Source organism: Shewanella chilikensis, from assembly GCF_037953065.1.
GTDB classification, from domain to species: domain Bacteria; phylum Pseudomonadota; class Gammaproteobacteria; order Enterobacterales; family Shewanellaceae; genus Shewanella; species Shewanella chilikensis.
On the sequence record NZ_CP149966.1, the window covers coordinates 2,665,424 to 2,684,022 of the forward strand.

Here is an 18,599-nt window from a genome sequence, read left to right on the forward strand (position 1 = left end):
TCGCCAAGTGTACCAGATAATGACGCGAATATTAGAGTAGAATTAACCCACTCATGTCAGGTTTTGATGAAAAAGCCGGATTAATCGGTTAGTATCTATGCCATTCTTTCAGGGCCTAGATTTAACAGAGAAAAGATGGCAACTACACAACGTAAAATCCTTGTTACCAGCGCGCTTCCATATGCCAACGGTCCCATTCACTTGGGCCACATGCTCGAGTACATTCAAACAGATATCTGGTCCCGCTTCCAAAAACTCCGTGGCCATGAGTGTCATTATATCTGTGCCGATGATGCCCACGGTACACCTATCATGCTCAAGGCTCAGCAGATGGGGATCCAACCCGAAGAGATGATCGCCAAGGTCAATCAAGAGCATCAGCAGGATTTTGCCGAGTTCAATATTGCCTTTGACAACTATCACAGCACTCACAGCGAAGAGAACCGTCAGCTGGCCAGCGAGATCTACCTCAAACTGCGCGACAACGGCTATATCAAGAGCAAGACTATTTCCCAACTGTTCGATCCGGAAAAGTCCATGTTCCTGCCGGACAGATTCGTCAAGGGCACCTGCCCCAAGTGTAAGTCTGAAGACCAATACGGCGACAACTGTGACGCCTGTGGCGCCACCTACAGCCCAACCGAGCTGATCAATCCGCGCTCGGCGGTATCCGGTGCCACACCTGTCATGAAAGAGACAGAGCACTTCTTCTTCGATCTGCCCGCCTTTGAAACCATGCTCAAGGAGTGGACCCATTCAGGTTCACTGCAGAGTGAAATGGCCAACAAGCTGGATGAATGGTTCGAGCAAGGTCTGCAGCAGTGGGATATCACCCGTGATGCGCCCTACTTTGGTTTTGAGATCCCCGATGCGCCGGGCAAATACTTCTACGTTTGGCTCGATGCGCCTGTGGGCTACATGGGCTCATTCAAGAACCTCTGCGACAAGCGCCCGGAGCTGAACTTTGACGAGTTCTGGAATGCCGACTCAAAGGCCGAGGTGTATCACTTCATCGGCAAAGACATTGTCTATTTCCACAGTCTATTTTGGCCGGCCATGCTCAAAGGTGCCGGCTACCGTCAACCAAGCAGTGTCTATGCCCACGGCTATGTCACGGTCAACGGCGCCAAAATGTCCAAGTCCAAGGGCACCTTTATCAAGGCCCGCACTTACCTGGATCATCTGGATCCTGAGTATCTGCGCTACTACTACGCAGCCAAGCTCTCCAGCCGCATTGACGATCTGGACTTGAACCTGGAGGACTTTGCCGCCAGAGTCAACTCGGACCTGGTCGGTAAACTGGTTAACCTGGCGAGCCGCACCGCCGGCTTTATCGTCAAGCGTTTTGACGCCAAGCTGGCCAAAGTGGAAGACAACAGCCTGGCCGAGTCCTTCCTGGCCAAACAGGAACTGATCGCCGAGCTGTATGAAGGCCGCGAATACGGCAAGGCGATGCGTGAAATCATGGCGCTGGCCGATGTCGCCAACGCTTACGTTGCCGATGAAGCTCCTTGGCAGTTGGTGAAAAACGAAGAAACCCTGGCCCGCGCCCATCAGGTATGCTCAGTGGCGCTGAATTTATTCCGTATTCTGGTGACTTATCTCAAGCCGGTTCTGCCACGCTTGGCCACCGATGTTGAAGCCTTCCTCAAGCTGGAACTCACTTGGAGTGGCTTGGCACTGGATATGGCCGGTCACGAAATCAACCCGTTCAAGCCCATGATGCAACGCATCGAGCTCGATAAGGTGAGCGCCATGGTGGAAGCCTCCAAGGAAAGCCTCAAGGCAACCGAGGATACGCCCAAGGCCTGCGGCCCATTGGCAGATGACCCTATCAGCCCAACCATAGAGTTTGACGACTTTGCCAAGCTGGATCTGCGGATTGCATTGATCAAGAAGGCCGAGCATGTGCCTGAAGCCAACAAGCTACTGAAATTACAGCTGGATCTCGGCGGCGAAACCCGTCAGGTATTTGCCGGTATCAAGTCGGCTTATGCCCCGGAAGATCTCGAAGGCAAACTGACAGTAATGGTAGCCAACCTTGCTCCTCGCAAGATGCGCTTTGGTCTGTCTGAAGGCATGGTGCTGGCCGCGGGCCCTGGTGGCAAGGAGCTGTGGATCCTTGAGCCCCATGAAGGTGCTCAGCCAGGCATGAGAGTCAAATAAACTCACATCCATAAATCACCCAAGGCCACATCTGTGGCCTTTTTATTGGATCTGCCTGGCTAAATTAGCAATGAGAGTTTGATAACTTGATGTCTCTGATGTCTTTGGTTACCCTCTCTGCACAAATAACAGCCTTAAAGGAAGGATCCTATGGCTGAATCCCCCTCCCATATAATGCTGGAAGAAACAGTAAAATTCCCCATCCGCCAAGCGGTATGGAGCGCACTGTCAGACTTGTTTCTTGATACCGATGTCACTCTGCACTACCCCGGCATTATCCGGGTATGTGCTCTTTCCCCTTATTCTCTAAAAGAACTGGAGCATATTCTCTATCGGGAAGTTGCGCCCATTTGTGGCCCCAATTTATTCGACGTCTGTGGTGAGTGGGCGGGCTTCGATGAACAGTGGCTCAAGGAGCAAATCTTACTGCAACTCAACAATTCTCCCAATCTTTGGCAAAGAATGAAGCAGCACTTGGCAGAACGAATGTTCAATGATTATTTAGCACCTCACTGGCAACTGCTATCGGCGCAGATCCATAGTAGGCGCAATAACACACTCGCTGACAAGCTTTGAAATCATATTGAATCAATTTTATGCAAGCTGTTGCATATATTAATATTTTTTTCAAAAAAACACTCAATATCTGGTTTTTTATTTCAACTTTCGTGTTAAGGTTTGCGCCGTCTCTCATGACATAAACCTCCAGCTCAAACAGATAAGTAAGATCCAACAGTGGCCCATACAAATAGCCTTCCAGCCCCTTTGAATATTCTTCTGCCCATGCGTCGTTATCGGTTGAGCTTTCGTCATCAGCAGTTGGAGATCCTGGGTAAGGTCTCACGTTTTTTACTGCAATCTTTTACCTTATACGGTGTAACCCAGGAACAGATCCAGCAAGTTACCGCACTGACAAGCTCACAACTGACGCCATTGCTCGAACGTTTATGTGCACTCGGCTGGCTGGAAGATGATCTGCGCCAATTGACCCCACAAGGGAGTCAAATGGCACTGGCTTGTGAGCTGACCGAGCTGAAATTTGTGCTGTGGCTTGATGTGATGGATCCGCAACTCAATCCCGTTTGGTGCCACGATGAACAACTATTATTGAAAAATAACCCCTCCGAACCCTGGATGACCTTGAGAGAGTACGAAACAGACTGGAATATTCAGCAGGTGCTGCAACATCAAAGACTGAACCGCCGATTGGCCTCCAGCCTGGAAAATCAAGGGGAGCTAACCGAGCTGATGCAACAGCTTTGTCCGACCAAGTATCACAGGATGCTGCAGGAGCAGCGTACTGCCTGGCAGCCACAGCTTGAGATTATCGGCGATGAAACAGAGCTTAGTTATGCCTGGGTCGAGCTTGATAGCGAAACATCATTAACTTCGGAAAAACGCGGCACACTGCTATTAAAAGCCCCGACACTCGAATATCAGGCTAATTACACTGTGCCGCCCCTGCTCGATTCAACACTGGCAAGTCCCCCACCCAGTCGACTCCACTTGTGCCAGTTGAGCGGCGCCATTATTAACACCAGCGAGCGAGTCGAAGGCAACGCTAGTTGGCCCAAGAGCGCTGAAAAGCCCATAAGCGAACTGTTGCAGGTCATCGGCGCGAAAGAGGAGTCCCTTGATACCGGCATTAGTCGTCACATTACTCTGAACCAGAGCCTGCGCCCACTGCGACTCGACAAGCCGCAGCTGATGGCGGCACTCAAGGCACAATTTGAAACCTCGTTGGAGCCAAACCAATGAAAACTGTTTCACTGTTTGCCAGTAAAACCCTGGAAATTGGCAGTGCCCGGCAGGCGAGGCTCTACCAGGCTGGCCGAATAGGTTACCAACTGATGCGCGGCGCCAAAGGGGTTAACCCTGTATTGGTGTGGGTCGATGCCGCCATTTCGGTACTTGACTGCCTCAACTCCTATTTTAAGCTGCAGCGTGCCAAAGAAGTCACCGAGCAGTTGCAAGCACAAAAACGTACGTTGCAGCATCAACTCAAAAACCTCAGCAAACAGATGGCACTGGAGCAAACGCTCTGGCAAATGGAGGCCGAGGAGCGCATGACACTGCTGCAACACAGATTACAGCACGACAATCACCTGACGACTCAACTTGTCGCAGAACTACAGAGCCGCCGCCAGAGTCTGGAGCTATTTCTTGGACAGTTGCAGCATCTGAGAAGTACCGCTCGCCGTGAGTGTCCAGAGCTCAGACGACTCAGCAGACTGACCGATGAGTTAATGAAGGCACAACTCTTGTGCTTGGTCGGCGCTTTTGAGTAACACCAAGCTTAGTTAACGATTTGCGATTCATTATCGTCAACCCTAGTCACCTAAATCAAGGCTATTGAAGTTCAGAGGGCACACACAAATGAAAACTCCCAGCCGAATTAACACCAAGTCCCCGGCCAAACCACAAAGTAAAACCCCGGAGCTAAGCGGCGCAGAAGTCGTTGCGCTAGCCAAAGAGGCGGTCAGTGCTTATCAGAGTTACAACCAACTGGAAACTGCCAGAGCGGAAACTGAAAGAGTAAAAGCCGAAGCGTTAAAAGAGATAGAGCTGTCCGACAACGAATTACGTCAGGCGCAACTCAAACACCAGGAGCGCAGTCAGGAAATCGCCCTCGACAGGCTCAAGGCCGACAATGAACATCAACTCAATGAACAGGCCCATCAACGCTGGCAACAGGATCATCAAAGTCGCGAGCAGACGATTGAGATTTTGCGCCATAAGGTGAGTTTGGGTGAAGCCAGCGATGAAGAATATCAGCTGCTGCAACTGTTGCATAAATTGCCAAACCTTTAATCCAGGAGTTCATTGAGTGCTGCCAGCCATCATCATAGGCATAGGGGTTACTGTCACAGCAACTGCGACCGCTTGGTTGTTCGATAGAGCCACAGCTAAAGAACATCAGCGCCACGACGAGTTGCGCGGAGACATAGACGCTCTCAATCGGCGTTATAGCAGTATGGCGGCAGAGCACGACAGGCAGCAAGCTCTACAGTTGAGTCAATCGTTGCAGCAACTCTGCTCCAAAATGGAAGCTCAATATTATGAGCTGCTGAATAAAGTCAGCCTGATAGACGCCGAACTCCAACTGCTACCCGAGCAAATAGCCACAGAGCTCAATGATGAGGGGCTCAGCCCCTATCGGCGCCGGGCGCTGCAGCAAAGTTATTGTCAGGTAGAAGATGCCCGCTGCCGCCTGGTTGCCTACAAAGACTATCTCGACTGGTATCTGGCACAAATCAAAGCCGTGCGGGATACGCTCGACACCGAGCCTTCGGTATCTGAACTCAAAAAACACCTGGATGAGCTTACGCCACCGAGCCCGACCTTACCCGCAGAATGGCTCTATGTCGGGAAAGTGGTGCTGGTAGAGCAAGATGAACTGGATAAAGACCTGCCCTTCAACAGCAGGCTGCATCTTGGCAATAACCTGGGCTTGCAGGGCTGGAGCAACGACCTGCAGCGCAAGCTGTTTTTCAGCTATGACGATCCACAAGCCATTCCGCTGCAAATAACTCGCCAACGCAGCGGCAAAAATGGCACCCGGTTATTCTATGCCTGTGTCGCCAGAGGTGTCGCCTGGGTAGAGGCGATAATGTCTGCCAGGCCAATGGCATTCGAAATTGAACGCCGGGTAGCCAAAGGTTATCTGGCCCATACTCAAGGCAAGGCCATATCCGCCTTTCTGCCAAGGCAGATGACCCCCAACCCCATGTTGGAACTGCTACCGGGCCAACAGATACAAGCCTGGCCAGAGCTTTACAACCTGACGCTGGATGCAAGTCCCGGCCAGCAGCAATCCCGGGGAAGAATTCAACTCAATATGCTGGACACGGCCGAACTCGGCGGCACAGATGAAGGCTCACTCTATCTTTACCTGCCTTCAGAGCTATTTTCTGAGCAGGAGCTCATGGCGCTGCGGGCGGATGATCCAACGCCCTGGCGCTTGCTCCATTCCGATATGGAACAGGACAGTGGTGACTTACGACTGGCCCGCCACACTCTGGCGCTGAACTGCCAAATTGATACCAAGCAAGCCTGTTTGCGGGTCAGCGATGTCGAAGACTTTGAAGACAGAGGTCAGGGGTATGAGCTGCCCTTTATGTTGATCCCGGCAGACAGTGCTCTTGAGTCCAGTGTGCTGGCCAATCCGGATGGTATCAGTGCCCTTGTCGCCTTTATCAACCACTTGAGCAGCAGTGAAGCCGACAGCCAGACGCGGATGGCGCAACTGAAGATGCTGGGTCAGTGGCAAAGCGTACTCGATTATCAGCAGGCGCAGTTGGATATCACCTTGGTGGGACAAGCCGACAAGCTGCAGGAGCAAGAGCAGGACTTACTGCTGCACTTTATCGTCGATGACAGTCAGCACCAGCTGCTGGCGGATTTCAAAGCCGGGTTCAAAGCGCAGCAAAGCAGTGGTTTCTCGCCTCGTTGCACCCTCGAATACTGGGGCGAAACCGCCGCAGGCGAATTTGTCTGGCTCAATCCCCTTCCCGCCCGGCAACAAAACCGCCTCGAAGTGACTATCGATTCCGATAGTATGCAGCTGAGGCTACCGCAAAAATGGGCCCAAGAGCTGCAATCCACTCAGGTCGGTGCAACAAAAACATGCCTGCGGCTCAGTCTCAAGCTGTTTGACGACGCGCTTCAGCGACAACAAGCGGCTTTGGATGCATTTCGTAACGATGCCTTGGTCGAGCCCAGGCTAAAGCAGATACTTCTGGCACCGGGCAGCTATACACCGCAACAGGATCCATTCTGGCAACACAGATTGCGCGAAGATCTTTGCTGGCAAAATACCCAACTGACCGAACGCCAGAAGCAGGTTATCCGCACAGCACTCAGTGAGCAGTATCTTGCTCTGATCCAGGGGCCACCCGGTACCGCCAAGACCACTTGCATAGTGGAGATGCTGCACCAGATTTTCCACCATAGTCCAGAGACCCGGGTATTATTGGTATCGCAGCAACATGCGGCGGTAGACAACGCCCTGGCACGCTTTATTGATTTACACCAAGCCTTGCTGGAGCAGCAAGATGTACGGCTATTGAGAATTGGGGCCGATGACAAGGTCAGTGGCAAACTCAGCGACTACACCATTAAACAAAAACTGAATGACTTTGAACAGCGAAGTCGCCGCAGTGCCCTGGCCTGTACAACCGAAGCCGAACCTTTGCCTGAGCTGGCTCACCGTTGGCTTTACGGCGTTTTGGGCACAGAGCAGGAACAACAAAGGCTTGATAAAGAGCTCAACTGGATGTTACTGGCAGATCATAATCTGGTTGGCGCGACTTGCGTTGGACTGGCCTCCAGACGTCAAAGCATAGATCAGCTCAGGTTCGACCTCGTGATCATTGATGAAGCCGGTCGCTCCACGGTACCCGAACTCATGATCCCTCTGCTCAGAGCCCGCAAGGTGATACTGATTGGCGATCATTTCCAACTGCCTCCCAGCGTTGCGCCGCTACTGCAAACAGATGAAGCCAATGACGAATTACCCTTTTTGAACGAATGTTTCCTGGAAACCAGTTTCTTTGAAGGCCTATATGAACAACTGCCGCCCACAAGCAAAAGCTTTTTGGCTGAACAGTTCAGAATGCCGGAAAAGATAGGCGATCTGGTCGCCGAGCTCTTTTACAGCCCGGACGGTGAGCGACAACTGTTCAACGGCCGACAACTGAATGAACAAGACTTCGTCCTGCCGCACACCTTGATTTGGAAAGATGTCGCCGGTCAACAGCAACAAGAAGGCACCAGTAAGTACAATCGCGAAGAAGCCGAGGCGATAGTCACCTTTATCAAGAATCTGGCAGACAAAAATAATCTCCCGGAAAACACCACTGAGAGCCGGGTGACTCATCAGCCTGCCACGCCTCTGGGCATAGCCGTCATCACCCCTTATGGCGCCCAAAAACGACTGATCCGTGCCCTGATGAGCGAGTTATCATCGCCCGCGGCAAGTGGGGAATATCGCCTGGGTCAGTTCAATATCCGCATTAATACAGTGGACAGCTTTCAAGGCAGCGAAGATGAGATAGTCTGTTATTCCACAGTGCGAACCCGGGGCAACCTGCGCTTTATTCTCGACTGGAAACGACTCAATGTGGCCTGCTCCCGCGCCAAGCAAAGCCTGCTCTTCTTCGGCGATCTCGAGTTTCTGAGTCGCCCTGGCGCCGCCGGGAAACACAGAAACCTGTTTGCCGAAGTGATAGCCAGAATTCCCAAACATTGCCGATTACGAAGAAAACCGGATGCCGACGGCAAAAGCCCAAGACAAGCTACAGGCAAAAAAGCGACACATTCACCCAATAGACCAATGGGAAAACCGTCAAAGAATCGGCCTCCCAATGATAAACAATCAAGGCATAAACGGCACAAACGCGCGCCCAAGACCGAGCAGACGGTTTAATAGCTGTCTGTTCTCCTTGGGCCTGGCCCGAAATGGAGTTCGGGCGCCAAACGACTATACCCCCCTCAGGTAAGCCATGCTCACTTATCCGGAGTGTGGCCTTCAAGTAGCCGTAAACCTCAACTGCGCCCGGTTAATTGTAAAGGCCGGATTATCAAAGCGGCGGCAAGCCTTTTGTTCATATCTTCCCTCAAAGAGCAAACTTAACCCTGGCAACTCACCTTGTGAGCGCTCAGATACTTGCCCCATCTATTCCAACGTCTGCGGCCACTCATTTCGTGTATCCATTTTGTCCCGGTTAGATAAAAGTATCCCTGCATTCGATCACACTTTATTAAATGATAATAATTATCACTTGCGATCGTAATTTCATATCTATAAATTTGCCCCCACTTAACGCTTATTTTCTCAATCACTTCATTTGTTAATCAGGACAGATACTCATGCCTAGTAGCTACACGTTTAAGCTCAACGCCCTGCTGCTCGCTATGCTGGCATCACCGGCCTTTGCCGACGATGCTGTCGAGCGCGGAAATCAATCAATCGAAAAAATTGTCGTTTTGGGGGAAAAGACAGAGAAATCATTGAAAGACGTGAGTTCATCTGTATCTGTCATCACGGAAGAGCAGCTTAAGACACTGCAATACCTGTCGGTGCACGACGCCATCTCTGAAATCCCCAACCTGGTAGTGCTGTCCGGACAGATGCCCAACATCCGCGGGGTTTCCGGTAACGGCGCCGCCACCGGCTTTAGTGGGGTTTCCGGCGGCGCCAAGACCCGGGTATCTACCATAACCGATGGAGTGGCAGAACCTTTTATGGCGGATTTGACCGGCGATACCGGCATGTGGGACATAGAGCAGATTGAAGTATTTCGTGGTCCCCAGTCCACCAGCAATGGCCGCAACAGCATAGGCGGCGCCATGTTTATCAAGACCAAGGATCCGACTTTTGACTGGCAGGGTGCCGCTCGTGTGGGTTATCGCAGCGAGAGCCAATATATAGACTCGGCCGCCGCTATCTCCGGCCCTTTGATTGAAGATGAGCTGGCCTTTCGCCTGTCGGCGCAGCATACCGATGGCGAAACTTACGCCAACCCGGTTATCCATGAAGCTAATCCGCCTGGCTTTGATCTGAATAAGCTCAACACAGACAGAATAAGAGCCAAACTCCTGTGGGAGCCCGCAGCCATTGACGGCCTCAAGGCCATGCTCAGTTATGCCAAAAACCATGAGCGCGGCAACACGGGACGGCAATACTTCAGTGGTGACGATCCCTGGAAGTATCAGCCCATCAACCCCAGAAACATGGACACTGAATCAGATACCGGCAGCATTAAGCTGGACTACAGGATCAGTGACAATTTCTCGGTCGACTTCTTGCTGGCCAGAATGAACTACAACTGGGTGATGGATACTTATGACAAGGATCCTGCTACCGAGCAAGTGGTGAGTATGGAGGAGTCCAACACCACGGCTGAAACCAAGCTGCATTTTGGCCTTAACAGCGAACTCTACAGCGGCTTTATCGGCCTCTACTATTTCAAGCGCGATCAAGACTTCAACAGTATCGGTGGTTCAGTTTATCGCGGCGACGACAATAGTGACTCCAAAGCGGTTTTCGGCGAATTTACCTATAACGTCACCGACGACTTCAGGATCACCGCCGGAGGCCGGGTCGAACGGGAATCGCAGCTGCGTAACTTCTGGATGAAGCAGCCGCAAACGCCCATAGAAGATACCCTGGACAACAGCAAGACCATCAAGTTGCCCAAGCTGGTGCTGCAATACGATATCAATGCCGAGACCACAGTCTCCTTAAGCGGTCGCCGTGGCTACAACGCCGCCGGTGCGGCGATAGGCTTTCCGGAGAATGAGTTCTACTTCTACGATGAAGAGTACGTTAACGCTTATGAACTTGGGCTGAGAACCAGCCTGGATGGCGGTAATATCAACCTGAGCGCCAACCTGTTCTACAACGACTACGATGGATATCAGGCCACAGGTTCTGCCAGACGGGTTATCAACATGGACAAGGTGATTACCTATGGTGCCGAGTTTGAAGCCTCAGCCATGCTGACCCGGGATCTGCGCCTGCACGGCGGCCTTGGGCTGTTGAGTTCGGAAATCAAGGAACCTGGAGAAGGTTATGCCTCTGCCAAGGGCAATGAACTGGATTCGGCCCCCTCAATGACCGCCAATCTCGGTGCCCAGTATTGGCTGACAGATCAGCTTACCTTCAGTGTCTCCGCCAACTATGTCGGTGAGTACTATGGTGACTTTGAGAACACAGAGGAACGAGTTGCCGGTGACTATGTGCTGGCACGTATGTCGCTCAATTATGAGACAGATAACTGGATCTTCAACGCCTTCGTCAACAACGCCTTTGATGAGAAAGCCGTGTTGAGTCGCTCTCCGGCAGCCCGTAACTACCCGGATGGCTATGCGGCGATAGTCGATCCCCGTAACTTTGGGGTCTCTGTCACCTACCAGTTTTAGCCTTAGATAAGCCAAAAGGCTCCAAAAGGAGCCTTTTTAATTTTATTGAAGCCGTTTCATGACTGAGTCGCAAACTAGATGAAGTAGGCAAGCACCTATCCAGAAAATACTTGGTCAGGTTGCAGATACTCCCTGGATGCCGAAGGCCCAAAAAACAATACATCACAGTTATCGAGTTCGGCATTGAACAGGACCAAAGCCCGAGGAAGGATAGAGTCACAAGGGCTGCAACAATTTTTGAATGGAGTTAGCGGCTAGTTCGTCGGCGGAATGGAATAAGTGCCCACGGCATGAGCCACAACTTCGCTGTGTCCATCTGAAAACACAGACACTTCGGCAATCGCCAGGGATTTACCCAGTTTCAGCAGCCTACAATCGGCAACTATGTCACACTCGGCGCTGGGTTTACGCAGGAAGTTGATATTCAGGTTAGTGGTTACCGCCAGAGGCACTATGCCTATTTCCGCCAACAAGGCGATATAGATGGCAATATCGGCCAACTCCATCATGGTCGGCCCAGAGACAGTACCACCGGGGCGCAAGTGCGCCTGAGTTATCGGCTTACGCACTCTGGCCGACTTATCTCCCAGATGTTCAATCACAATACCGCTCTGTGGCAGCTCGCGTTCGATAAAAGCTTGCAGCTCGGCGATAGTCACCATCTAAACCTCCTTGATTGTTAGGCCACTCTTGCGGGTATCGATGGGCTATGGGTATCACTTGGGCATTAACAGCCTCTGGTTTAGCCATATTTGCCCTTCTACTCCTGTTTGGTCGTGGGCTTTGATACCGCTTTTAATTGTTGCCGCCGTTTAAGCTCCCGCCCCTGAAGGGTAAATATCAACCAAACCAACAGCAAAGGCAGCATTGGGACTATCCCCCAAAGCAAATCCACAGAGCTTGCCACCAAGGTGTATTTAAGCTGATATACCGGCACCAACACCCAAAGGGGATAGCTGTAAAACAACCCTCGCACCAGACGCATAGACAAACTGCGATGCAGCTCGGCGCCGGGAAGCGAGGCAAACATCAAGGCAAACCAGCCCAAAACGCCCGTCAGCAGCGCAAAACCCAGCACAAGCTGGATCAATAGTTCCGGCATTGCCCTCTCCCTGCGTATAAGCTTCTCATTCTTTGACCCGGTTTACGGCATTCGCCGAACGAACCGTCAACCAAGAGAAGTTATCACTGAAGCAAAGGCCAACTAGCTTAATCACCGCCAGAATCATACCCCGGATCCGCAGCGGCGGTTTCCGCTGCACTATGGCCTGTACAGGCATCATGCAGGCAAGCGACAGAAAAATCCTGTGGCCGACCAAAGATAACCTCCGCAGCTTCCCTTCTCAGTTGACCATAGTCCGGCTCACTGGGACCTTGAGTTATGGATGGTTGCATCGAAATACGGGAAAACTCGGCCGGTGAGCAGTACATGGCATAGGCATAATATTCGTTGGTCGAAATCCTGCCATTGCTATCATAGGCTTTAGGAGGACGCCCGAGCTTTTGTCTGATTAAGGCCCTTTCCAGCTGATTTCTGGAATAATATCTCTTCTTGCCATAATGCTTTAGCAAATCCCTGGATAGCTTACGGGCATATTGCCTTATTTTTCGTTTTCGAAACAAATGGGCAAACATAAGAACTCTCTGCTTGGCTCACTTTTCCACTATATCGATTTATCTATCCGGCGTTTTGTCCCACTTGCTGCTCGGCACCACAGAACAGATATGGTGCGGCAAATCAGTTGATGATTATGCAACAACCCAGCGCGAGCGTAACAACGCCAAGCATGGAGGGGGAATCGATAAACATGGCCCAGTGCGCCGACAAAACCAGCTTGCCGAGCGTATACAAACAGACCCGGCAGTAAACTATGACCGCTACCCGGTTCAATTTCTCATCCTGCTCTCGCGGTTAGGCTTCCAGTGCCAACTGCAGCAAGAAGTCCAGTTGCACTCTGGCATCGCCTCTTTGAGTCTTATCAGCGGCAGGCTCTCCCCCGAGACGCAGTGCCGGGGTGTAAAAGTAGATCTGGTTCGGCTGCAGCTTGCCTTGCTGATCGCTGACTTGTTGAAGTTCCTTCTTCCTGAAGAAGCTGGTTTGCACTTCATCGTCACAACACCAGTCATTGAAGAAGTCTTCCATGCTCCAGGTGAGCACATCTGTCTGCGAAGTGTGGGGATCGATAAAGGCGATATCTTCATCCCCTTCATCGCTAAGGAGCCGATAATAAAAAATGTCGCCAAAACAGCTGATAGCGAACGGGATGCGACTCATGTCTTCATCCAACATCAGCCAGCCCCAGAGATTGTCCAGGTATTCATCCGGATCAATAAGTTGGATTAAACCATCACCATAGTGGCCAAAGCCATGTTGTTGCCACAGTTCCAATAAGCACTCGGGCAAATGGTCCCGATATTTGGCAAGAGTTGGCGCCGATACTGATTTGATATCTGCGCCGGGTGGCAGATGCTCTATAAAAGATTGCAGAAGCATTGAGGTAAAATTCCTTTTCCTATCAGAATAACTGTCACAAAACCTTGGGTTTTCCGTGACCTTGTTTTGAAAGCCTTTAGGTATCGGCATGAAGCCTGGGCAAGGCCGTATTCGATTATGCGGCCTTTGATAGCATGATTGCAATCCCGAGAGACACACCAGCTATTCGCTGAGCCCCAAAAATCGCTGCGACAGTATCAGTATTTTTCCGGAAATATCTTCCGATAACAAAGCCCACCACCATAAGTCAGGCTGTCACTGCCGAATTCGTTCATCACAGCAAGCTACTGCCCGCTACTTCAATAACGGCCTCGAGGTAATCGCCCTCGGTTTGCTTAAATACTGCTTGCACGGTTTTCCTTATAAAATTCTTTTTTGAGGCAGTTTCTCAGTGGGTCACTGTTCAGCCTCTTTGGCCGCCAGCCATTCACATTCGGCAGTGGTAACCAATTCCCCCAGTTGACGGTGCTGATCCCGCCCCTGGAAACTGGAGCGAGCCCCCTTGGGGATAGGTACTACATATTGAATATTCCGGGCCAGTTGCTCGAGAAATAGATTGCCGGAGCGGCGATACTCTGCAACTTCCCGCTCATTGAGCTGGATCATAAAGCGGTTGCTATGTCGGCAAAGCACGTCCAGATATAGCTGCCCTTCATGCTCCAACAGGTACCATTGCCCTTGAGCCATCGTCAGTACTTTCATACCCAGCTCCCGACTATGCCGCTTTTACCGAAAGAGGCACAAAATTACAGCAGCGTAAGCCACTCTGAGGTATCTGCCAGAATAAACTCATAACGCTTGCCATCATTGAGAATGACCCGCAGCGCATCTGCCGATATGGGGAAAATACCGCCGCCAGTAGCCAGACACTTTTCTACCGCGCAGATATCATCACGCTTGAGTGTATAGGGCCCCAGCCCCAGTTGCTGATTGAAAGGCACAAACTTGAGTTCATTGCCGGTCAAGGAGATTTTGCCATCGGCTTTGGCCACTCCATTCTGCACTGTAGTCATTGACGATTTGATCAGTTCTACTGCCATCCTTGCTTCCTCTTGGGTGATGCCTTGCTTCCTTAAGGCCTTGTTGGCATAAGCCATCAATAATGTTCAAACTACCCCAATAAATGGGATTTGTCATCCCGATGAACGGGCACTGCTGCACTGCAGGGCTCAGGCGATAGCCTCTGGCAGGATGATCTCCGGCGCGCCAAAACAGTGAAGATAGCCATCAATAATGGCCAGCGCGTCTTCATCCGAGCAGAGATAAACGGGCAAACCATGCCGCTTAGCCAATTGCTTTGCACGCTGTTTTTGGCTGAGGCCATGGGATTGATCTCGGCTCTGCGAATGAACCACATGGGGCACAAATAAAAGGTCGGCCAAGCCCAGCGCCTTCAGGTTTTCAAGGCCCACTGTATTGCTGTCACCACAAAGCGCCGCGGTTTCTATGTTGGCGGTCAGCAGCATGGCACCGGCACTGACACCAACCAAGAGATGTCCGGATGCAGCATAACTCTTGAGTTTCTGCTGTTGATTGCGGCTATACAATCCATGTAAAAAACGGTAAGTATCCCCGCCAGAGAGATGCACTAAAGGCTTATCCAGCAACGTCTGCATCGCAGTGTCATTAAAGCCCTGTTCAAAATCCAGGTAGGTATTGAGACCTATGCCAAGGCCTTGATAAAACGCCTGTGTTGGCCGGTAGAAATCTTCCTCGGGGTCAGGCTCTGAACCTATGTAACCACCGACTTGTCCTTTAAGCCCCAAAGCCTCAATAACAAACGCTAGCGCCTTATGGCCGATTGCGCTTTGGTGATTACTGAGCAGCAGTAGATTCATATTTTTTCGCTCCTTGAAAGTCGGCAGTTTCTTACAACACCCAGAGTTTCCCGCTCACAGCCTCAACAGCCATTCGCGCCGTGATTGATAAAGTTCTTCAGCCCAAGACATCAGCGCAGGGAGTCAAAAGCAGCCAGCAGTGCTTCATCTTCTCTTTCTAACAGGCATTCGCCAATCTCATCTATGGGTAACGTAGCGCTGAGGGACAACAGCTTAAGGGCTTCAATATGCTCAAGAGTCAGTTCATGCTCGGTAAGCAAGAACGACCAATCGAAACTGTCGACAAGCGCCTGCTCGACACCATCGGCATACAGCTGGTTAAACCTTTTTGGGTTGTGACCGAAGATCAACGCCGCCAAGCAAGCATATTCGCCGAATTAACTGTCATCATCAAAGCAGTAATCCAACGCTATGCCCCGACTTAGCAACGCAGCCAACGCTGTTTTCCAATATCCATTCTTTCACCTTCCCGACGTCCTTTTTACCTGGATTTAGACGCAGCTCGGTTACAAACGGCCTTTGAGCGGGTGCTGGGTTTGCCAACCGCTGGCTCCGCGGCTGCTGACAAAATACACCAGCAGATCAGCTGCGCTGCGATGGCTGACCCAATGAATGAGTGATGTGGCCGTTGAGCGGCTCGCCACCTGACACCAGAGGCTATCCTGATTGTGCGTAGCGCCGCGGCTGTCGACTCGATAAACCAATAGATCGGCGGCCGCGCGGGAGCTGACTTCATGTACCAACACCTTGGCCGCTCCCCGAACCTGAACCTCATAAATAAGTGCCATAAAACCTCCCAGTTGTAGTTTGGCTGTTTCTAATGTGGATGTTAATTTCCGAAGTGATCAGCAAACTCAAGATCCAATTACAATATTTTTCGGTATTACATTGACGACAGGTATAAACATCCTTCCTCTCAGACTCAAAGCCAGAGACTGGATTAGGAGCTCAACACTATGACCTGCAGTTTCGTTGGATAACTTAATCACCTTGATTGCACAGGCGTCACATTTCTTGTTTCTTATCATCCATGTCCAAAATAATCATTTACCCAAAATCGAGTTAAATTGTGCATGATGCATTCATATTCAGTTGTCACTCGTAGTTGTGCTGCTTATGAGTTAAAACCAAATAGCGGCATATAGTCATCATTGTCTGTCAGGTTGACCTCAAAGCGCAGCACCTTGTAACACATGGCAAACAAAGACTCTCCCAACCAACGGGGATCAAAAGCATCGAGGGCCCTGAGCATACCCGCAGGGCCGGCATCGCCCTTGAGCTCTATAGGGGTCAACACATCAATAAAACTGGCCACCAAACCATAGAGATCCCGTTCGGCATCCCCTTCAAGGGCCCAGAGATCCGGGTCGGCATATTGAGCAGCATAGTGTCTGGCCGCTATATCCTGACCCAAGCCAAAGTTCAAAAGCACGGCGCTGTCGCCATTACAGATAATATTCTTCGGGCAGATGGCACTATGGAAGATATCCAATCTATGGAGATACTGCAGCGCCGTCAGCAACTGCCGAAACCAGCCTATCACCTGTTGCGGCGATTGGATCTCGGCGCAATCCAAAGCAACTCCCCGCTCCCAGGCCCTGGCAATGAAGACCCGGTCGCTGCCGCCAAGTTCGCCAAAGGCCAATACCCGCTCAACATTAGGGTGATAGATGCGGCTCAGGCTGCGGTATTGATGATTCAGACCGGGCCAGTCCTGCTGCAAAAAGCGATAAACAGACAGCCCGACATCGAACTGTCCCTGAAGGTGAGTGGCGCGCCAGAGTTCACTGTGAGCGGCCTGATAGATGACTTCTTCAAGCCGGAAGTGATGGTCGATAATGCTGCCCTCGGCTATCTCTGTATCGCTATCCAGGCTGTCACAGACTCCGGTTTCAATCAGCGCGCTGAGATCGGCTCTAAGCTCATCAAGATCCGCGCCCCGCCCTGCCGCAACCCGCTGGAACCAGAGGTAGATACGTGGCTGATGAGTGGCCAGCGCCAGAGGTAAAAATCGCTCGGCATAGCGCCTAAGATCCTCATCGATACTGATGTCATCACGGATATCGATAAATTCGACTTCGCCATCATCACCGATAAACAGGCAGTGCTCATCCCAGCCGCCGACACAGATATTACGCCGATGAATTTGCGACAGACTGGTGGCCCCACGGCGCAATATTTCCAGCAGTTGATAAATGCTGAGCCGCTCGATTTCCAGCAGATGAATAGGCACACCTCTTGGCATGCGAATAGGCAACACCAACTGCTCGCCATCCTGAATAAGGGGCGCAGAGTAAGGCACGCCGCTGCAACCGGACAGTTTCTGTAACCGCTGAAACTCACCCCGCAGCCGCTCTTCATGCTGTCTTGCTTCAGAAAGCTGCTCGAAATGGGTAGGGATCAGAATTTTCAGCAGCCAGGGCGCGGTCCAGCCGCCGGGATTATACTCGGCCTGCCAGACTTCGAGGCCACTTTGCAGGAACAGGCATTTGAGCTTGATAAAATCCTGTATTTTATTGTTGCGTTGTTCCACCAGGGCCACCTGCCCCAGAGTGTCCAACACCGCCTCTTTCTGACGCTGATTGATCTGGTGCTTATGGGGAGCCGTCAGGCCCCACTCTTTGGTAAGCGCAGCGATGATCTGCCTTGGGGTATAAATGCTCAGGGCACAGTCCTGCTTCTCCAGCTCTATGGCTTCGCCCTTGTGACCTGTTACAAATACCATGCCTTGGCACCAGGGAGCATAGACACCGACCGGGATCTTGTTCTTCAGCTTACCGGCCAGCACTCTGGCAACATAATTGGCCTTGGACAGGCTGTTGTCCACCTCGCGGCCATCCAGCGACCAGGCGTGCAGACCGGCATTAAGCCGGCCGATATAGCCTTTGACATCGATGACATACACGCCCCACTCGCCGACCACCAGAGCATCCACCTCCATCGCTTGCCCGGACTGAGTCGGGATCTCAATATTGGTCAGCAGCAGATAATCTTTGGGTAACTCATCACCCAGCAGTTCAAAGGCCCAGCGCTCGGCGTCGTTGACCGGGGTTCCAAAACTGATGTGTTTGGCCATATCACTCTCCCTGAGATTGGCAATCAGTGGGGGCAGAATAAAAAGCTAGAGAATAAAAAGCCACCCAAATTTGGGTGGCTCAGGAAAAATTCACTTATCT

17 protein-coding genes are annotated in these 18,599 nt (G+C 51.5%); 7 read left to right on the plus strand and 10 right to left on the minus strand.

What is annotated here, in order from left to right:
* The first annotated feature begins 135 nt into the window (after positions 1-135).
* From metG to WKR14_RS12215, 7 genes are all read left to right on the plus strand, one after another.
* Complete coding sequence (metG, locus tag WKR14_RS12185; RefSeq protein ID WP_234556430.1) at positions 136-2,166, plus strand: methionine--tRNA ligase; 2,031 nt, start codon at positions 136-138, stop codon at positions 2,164-2,166.
* A 150-nt stretch (positions 2,167-2,316) separates the two neighbouring features.
* On the plus strand, positions 2,317-2,742 hold the full coding sequence (locus WKR14_RS12190; RefSeq protein ID WP_339086298.1) for a DUF7079 family protein: 426 nt from the start codon (positions 2,317-2,319) through the stop codon (positions 2,740-2,742).
* A gap of 159 nt (positions 2,743-2,901) precedes the next feature.
* Entirely contained in the window at positions 2,902-3,924 is a 1,023-nt protein-coding gene (locus tag WKR14_RS12195; protein ID WP_339086300.1) for a hypothetical protein, read from the plus strand.
* Positions 3,921-4,454, plus strand: a complete 534-nt coding sequence (locus WKR14_RS12200; RefSeq protein WP_101055922.1) for a hypothetical protein — start codon at positions 3,921-3,923, stop codon at positions 4,452-4,454. The genes WKR14_RS12195 and WKR14_RS12200 overlap by 4 nt, the downstream gene beginning before the upstream one ends.
* Before the next feature lie 88 nt (positions 4,455-4,542).
* A complete protein-coding gene (locus WKR14_RS12205) occupies positions 4,543-4,977 on the plus strand; it encodes a hypothetical protein (RefSeq protein WP_101055921.1) in 435 nt (144 codons plus the stop codon).
* A 16-nt stretch (positions 4,978-4,993) separates the two neighbouring features.
* Positions 4,994-8,593 carry a DEAD/DEAH box helicase gene (locus WKR14_RS12210; RefSeq protein WP_339086303.1) on the plus strand — a complete coding sequence of 1,200 codons (3,600 nt, stop codon included), beginning with the start codon at positions 4,994-4,996 and terminating at the stop codon, positions 8,591-8,593.
* A gap of 443 nt (positions 8,594-9,036) precedes the next feature.
* On the plus strand, positions 9,037-11,091 hold the full coding sequence (locus WKR14_RS12215) for a TonB-dependent receptor (protein WP_339086305.1): 2,055 nt from the start codon (positions 9,037-9,039) through the stop codon (positions 11,089-11,091).
* Positions 11,092-11,345: 254 nt separating this feature from the next.
* On the opposite strand, the gene WKR14_RS12220 is transcribed toward WKR14_RS12215, so the two are convergent.
* The 10 genes from WKR14_RS12220 to WKR14_RS12265 form a co-directional block, all read right to left on the minus strand.
* Positions 11,346-11,753: a PaaI family thioesterase gene (locus WKR14_RS12220; RefSeq protein WP_226565354.1), complete on the minus strand. Its 408-nt coding sequence runs from the start codon at positions 11,751-11,753 to the stop codon at positions 11,346-11,348.
* Positions 11,754-11,851: 98 nt separating this feature from the next.
* Positions 11,852-12,193, minus strand: coding sequence for a hypothetical protein (locus tag WKR14_RS12225; RefSeq protein WP_101055917.1), 342 nt, complete (start codon positions 12,191-12,193; stop codon positions 11,852-11,854).
* A 107-nt stretch (positions 12,194-12,300) separates the two neighbouring features.
* Positions 12,301-12,726 carry a DUF6559 family protein gene (locus WKR14_RS12230; RefSeq protein ID WP_101055916.1) on the minus strand — a complete coding sequence of 142 codons (426 nt, stop codon included), beginning with the start codon at positions 12,724-12,726 and terminating at the stop codon, positions 12,301-12,303.
* 277 nt (positions 12,727-13,003) lie between these two features.
* Positions 13,004-13,585, minus strand: a complete 582-nt coding sequence (locus WKR14_RS12235) for a GAD-like domain-containing protein (RefSeq protein ID WP_165565212.1) — start codon at positions 13,583-13,585, stop codon at positions 13,004-13,006.
* Between the two features lie 396 nt (positions 13,586-13,981).
* On the minus strand, positions 13,982-14,287 hold the full coding sequence (locus tag WKR14_RS12240; RefSeq protein ID WP_226565356.1) for a hypothetical protein: 306 nt from the start codon (positions 14,285-14,287) through the stop codon (positions 13,982-13,984).
* Between the two features lie 44 nt (positions 14,288-14,331).
* Positions 14,332-14,625: a hypothetical protein gene (locus WKR14_RS12245; RefSeq protein ID WP_339086310.1), complete on the minus strand. Its 294-nt coding sequence runs from the start codon at positions 14,623-14,625 to the stop codon at positions 14,332-14,334.
* A gap of 129 nt (positions 14,626-14,754) precedes the next feature.
* Entirely contained in the window at positions 14,755-15,423 is a 669-nt protein-coding gene (locus tag WKR14_RS12250) for a Type 1 glutamine amidotransferase-like domain-containing protein (RefSeq protein WP_165565214.1), read from the minus strand.
* A gap of 110 nt (positions 15,424-15,533) precedes the next feature.
* Positions 15,534-15,782, minus strand: coding sequence for a hypothetical protein (locus tag WKR14_RS12255; RefSeq protein ID WP_339086314.1), 249 nt, complete (start codon positions 15,780-15,782; stop codon positions 15,534-15,536).
* A gap of 147 nt (positions 15,783-15,929) precedes the next feature.
* On the minus strand, positions 15,930-16,211 hold the full coding sequence (locus tag WKR14_RS12260) for a DUF6150 family protein (protein ID WP_101055910.1): 282 nt from the start codon (positions 16,209-16,211) through the stop codon (positions 15,930-15,932).
* Between the two features lie 326 nt (positions 16,212-16,537).
* The gene (locus WKR14_RS12265) at positions 16,538-18,499 is read right to left on the minus strand and encodes an NERD domain-containing protein kinase family protein (RefSeq protein ID WP_101055909.1); all 1,962 of its coding nucleotides are present in this window, start codon (positions 18,497-18,499) and stop codon (positions 16,538-16,540) included.
* Positions 18,500-18,599 lie beyond the last annotated feature (100 nt).

Excerpts from the sequence above, each read along its gene's own strand:
- WKR14_RS12215 (WP_339086305.1), top strand. The coding sequence starts at position 9,037 with ATGCCTAGTAGCTACACGTTTAAGCTCAACGCCCTGCTGCTCGCTATG.
- WKR14_RS12260 (WP_101055910.1), bottom strand. The coding sequence starts at position 16,211 with ATGGCACTTATTTATGAGGTTCAGGTTCGGGGAGCGGCCAAGGTGTTG.
- WKR14_RS12225 (WP_101055917.1), bottom strand. The coding sequence starts at position 12,193 with ATGCCGGAACTATTGATCCAGCTTGTGCTGGGTTTTGCGCTGCTGACG.
- WKR14_RS12250 (WP_165565214.1), bottom strand. The coding sequence starts at position 15,423 with ATGAATCTACTGCTGCTCAGTAATCACCAAAGCGCAATCGGCCATAAG.
- metG (WP_234556430.1), top strand. The coding sequence starts at position 136 with ATGGCAACTACACAACGTAAAATCCTTGTTACCAGCGCGCTTCCATAT.
- WKR14_RS12265 (WP_101055909.1), bottom strand. The coding sequence starts at position 18,499 with ATGGCCAAACACATCAGTTTTGGAACCCCGGTCAACGACGCCGAGCGC.
- WKR14_RS12230 (WP_101055916.1), bottom strand. The coding sequence starts at position 12,726 with ATGTTTGCCCATTTGTTTCGAAAACGAAAAATAAGGCAATATGCCCGT.
- WKR14_RS12220 (WP_226565354.1), bottom strand. The coding sequence starts at position 11,753 with ATGGTGACTATCGCCGAGCTGCAAGCTTTTATCGAACGCGAGCTGCCA.
- WKR14_RS12200 (WP_101055922.1), top strand. The coding sequence starts at position 3,921 with ATGAAAACTGTTTCACTGTTTGCCAGTAAAACCCTGGAAATTGGCAGT.
- WKR14_RS12240 (WP_226565356.1), bottom strand. The coding sequence starts at position 14,287 with ATGAAAGTACTGACGATGGCTCAAGGGCAATGGTACCTGTTGGAGCAT.
- WKR14_RS12190 (WP_339086298.1), top strand. The coding sequence starts at position 2,317 with ATGGCTGAATCCCCCTCCCATATAATGCTGGAAGAAACAGTAAAATTC.
- WKR14_RS12245 (WP_339086310.1), bottom strand. The coding sequence starts at position 14,625 with ATGGCAGTAGAACTGATCAAATCGTCAATGACTACAGTGCAGAATGGA.
- WKR14_RS12235 (WP_165565212.1), bottom strand. The coding sequence starts at position 13,585 with ATGCTTCTGCAATCTTTTATAGAGCATCTGCCACCCGGCGCAGATATC.
- WKR14_RS12205 (WP_101055921.1), top strand. The coding sequence starts at position 4,543 with ATGAAAACTCCCAGCCGAATTAACACCAAGTCCCCGGCCAAACCACAA.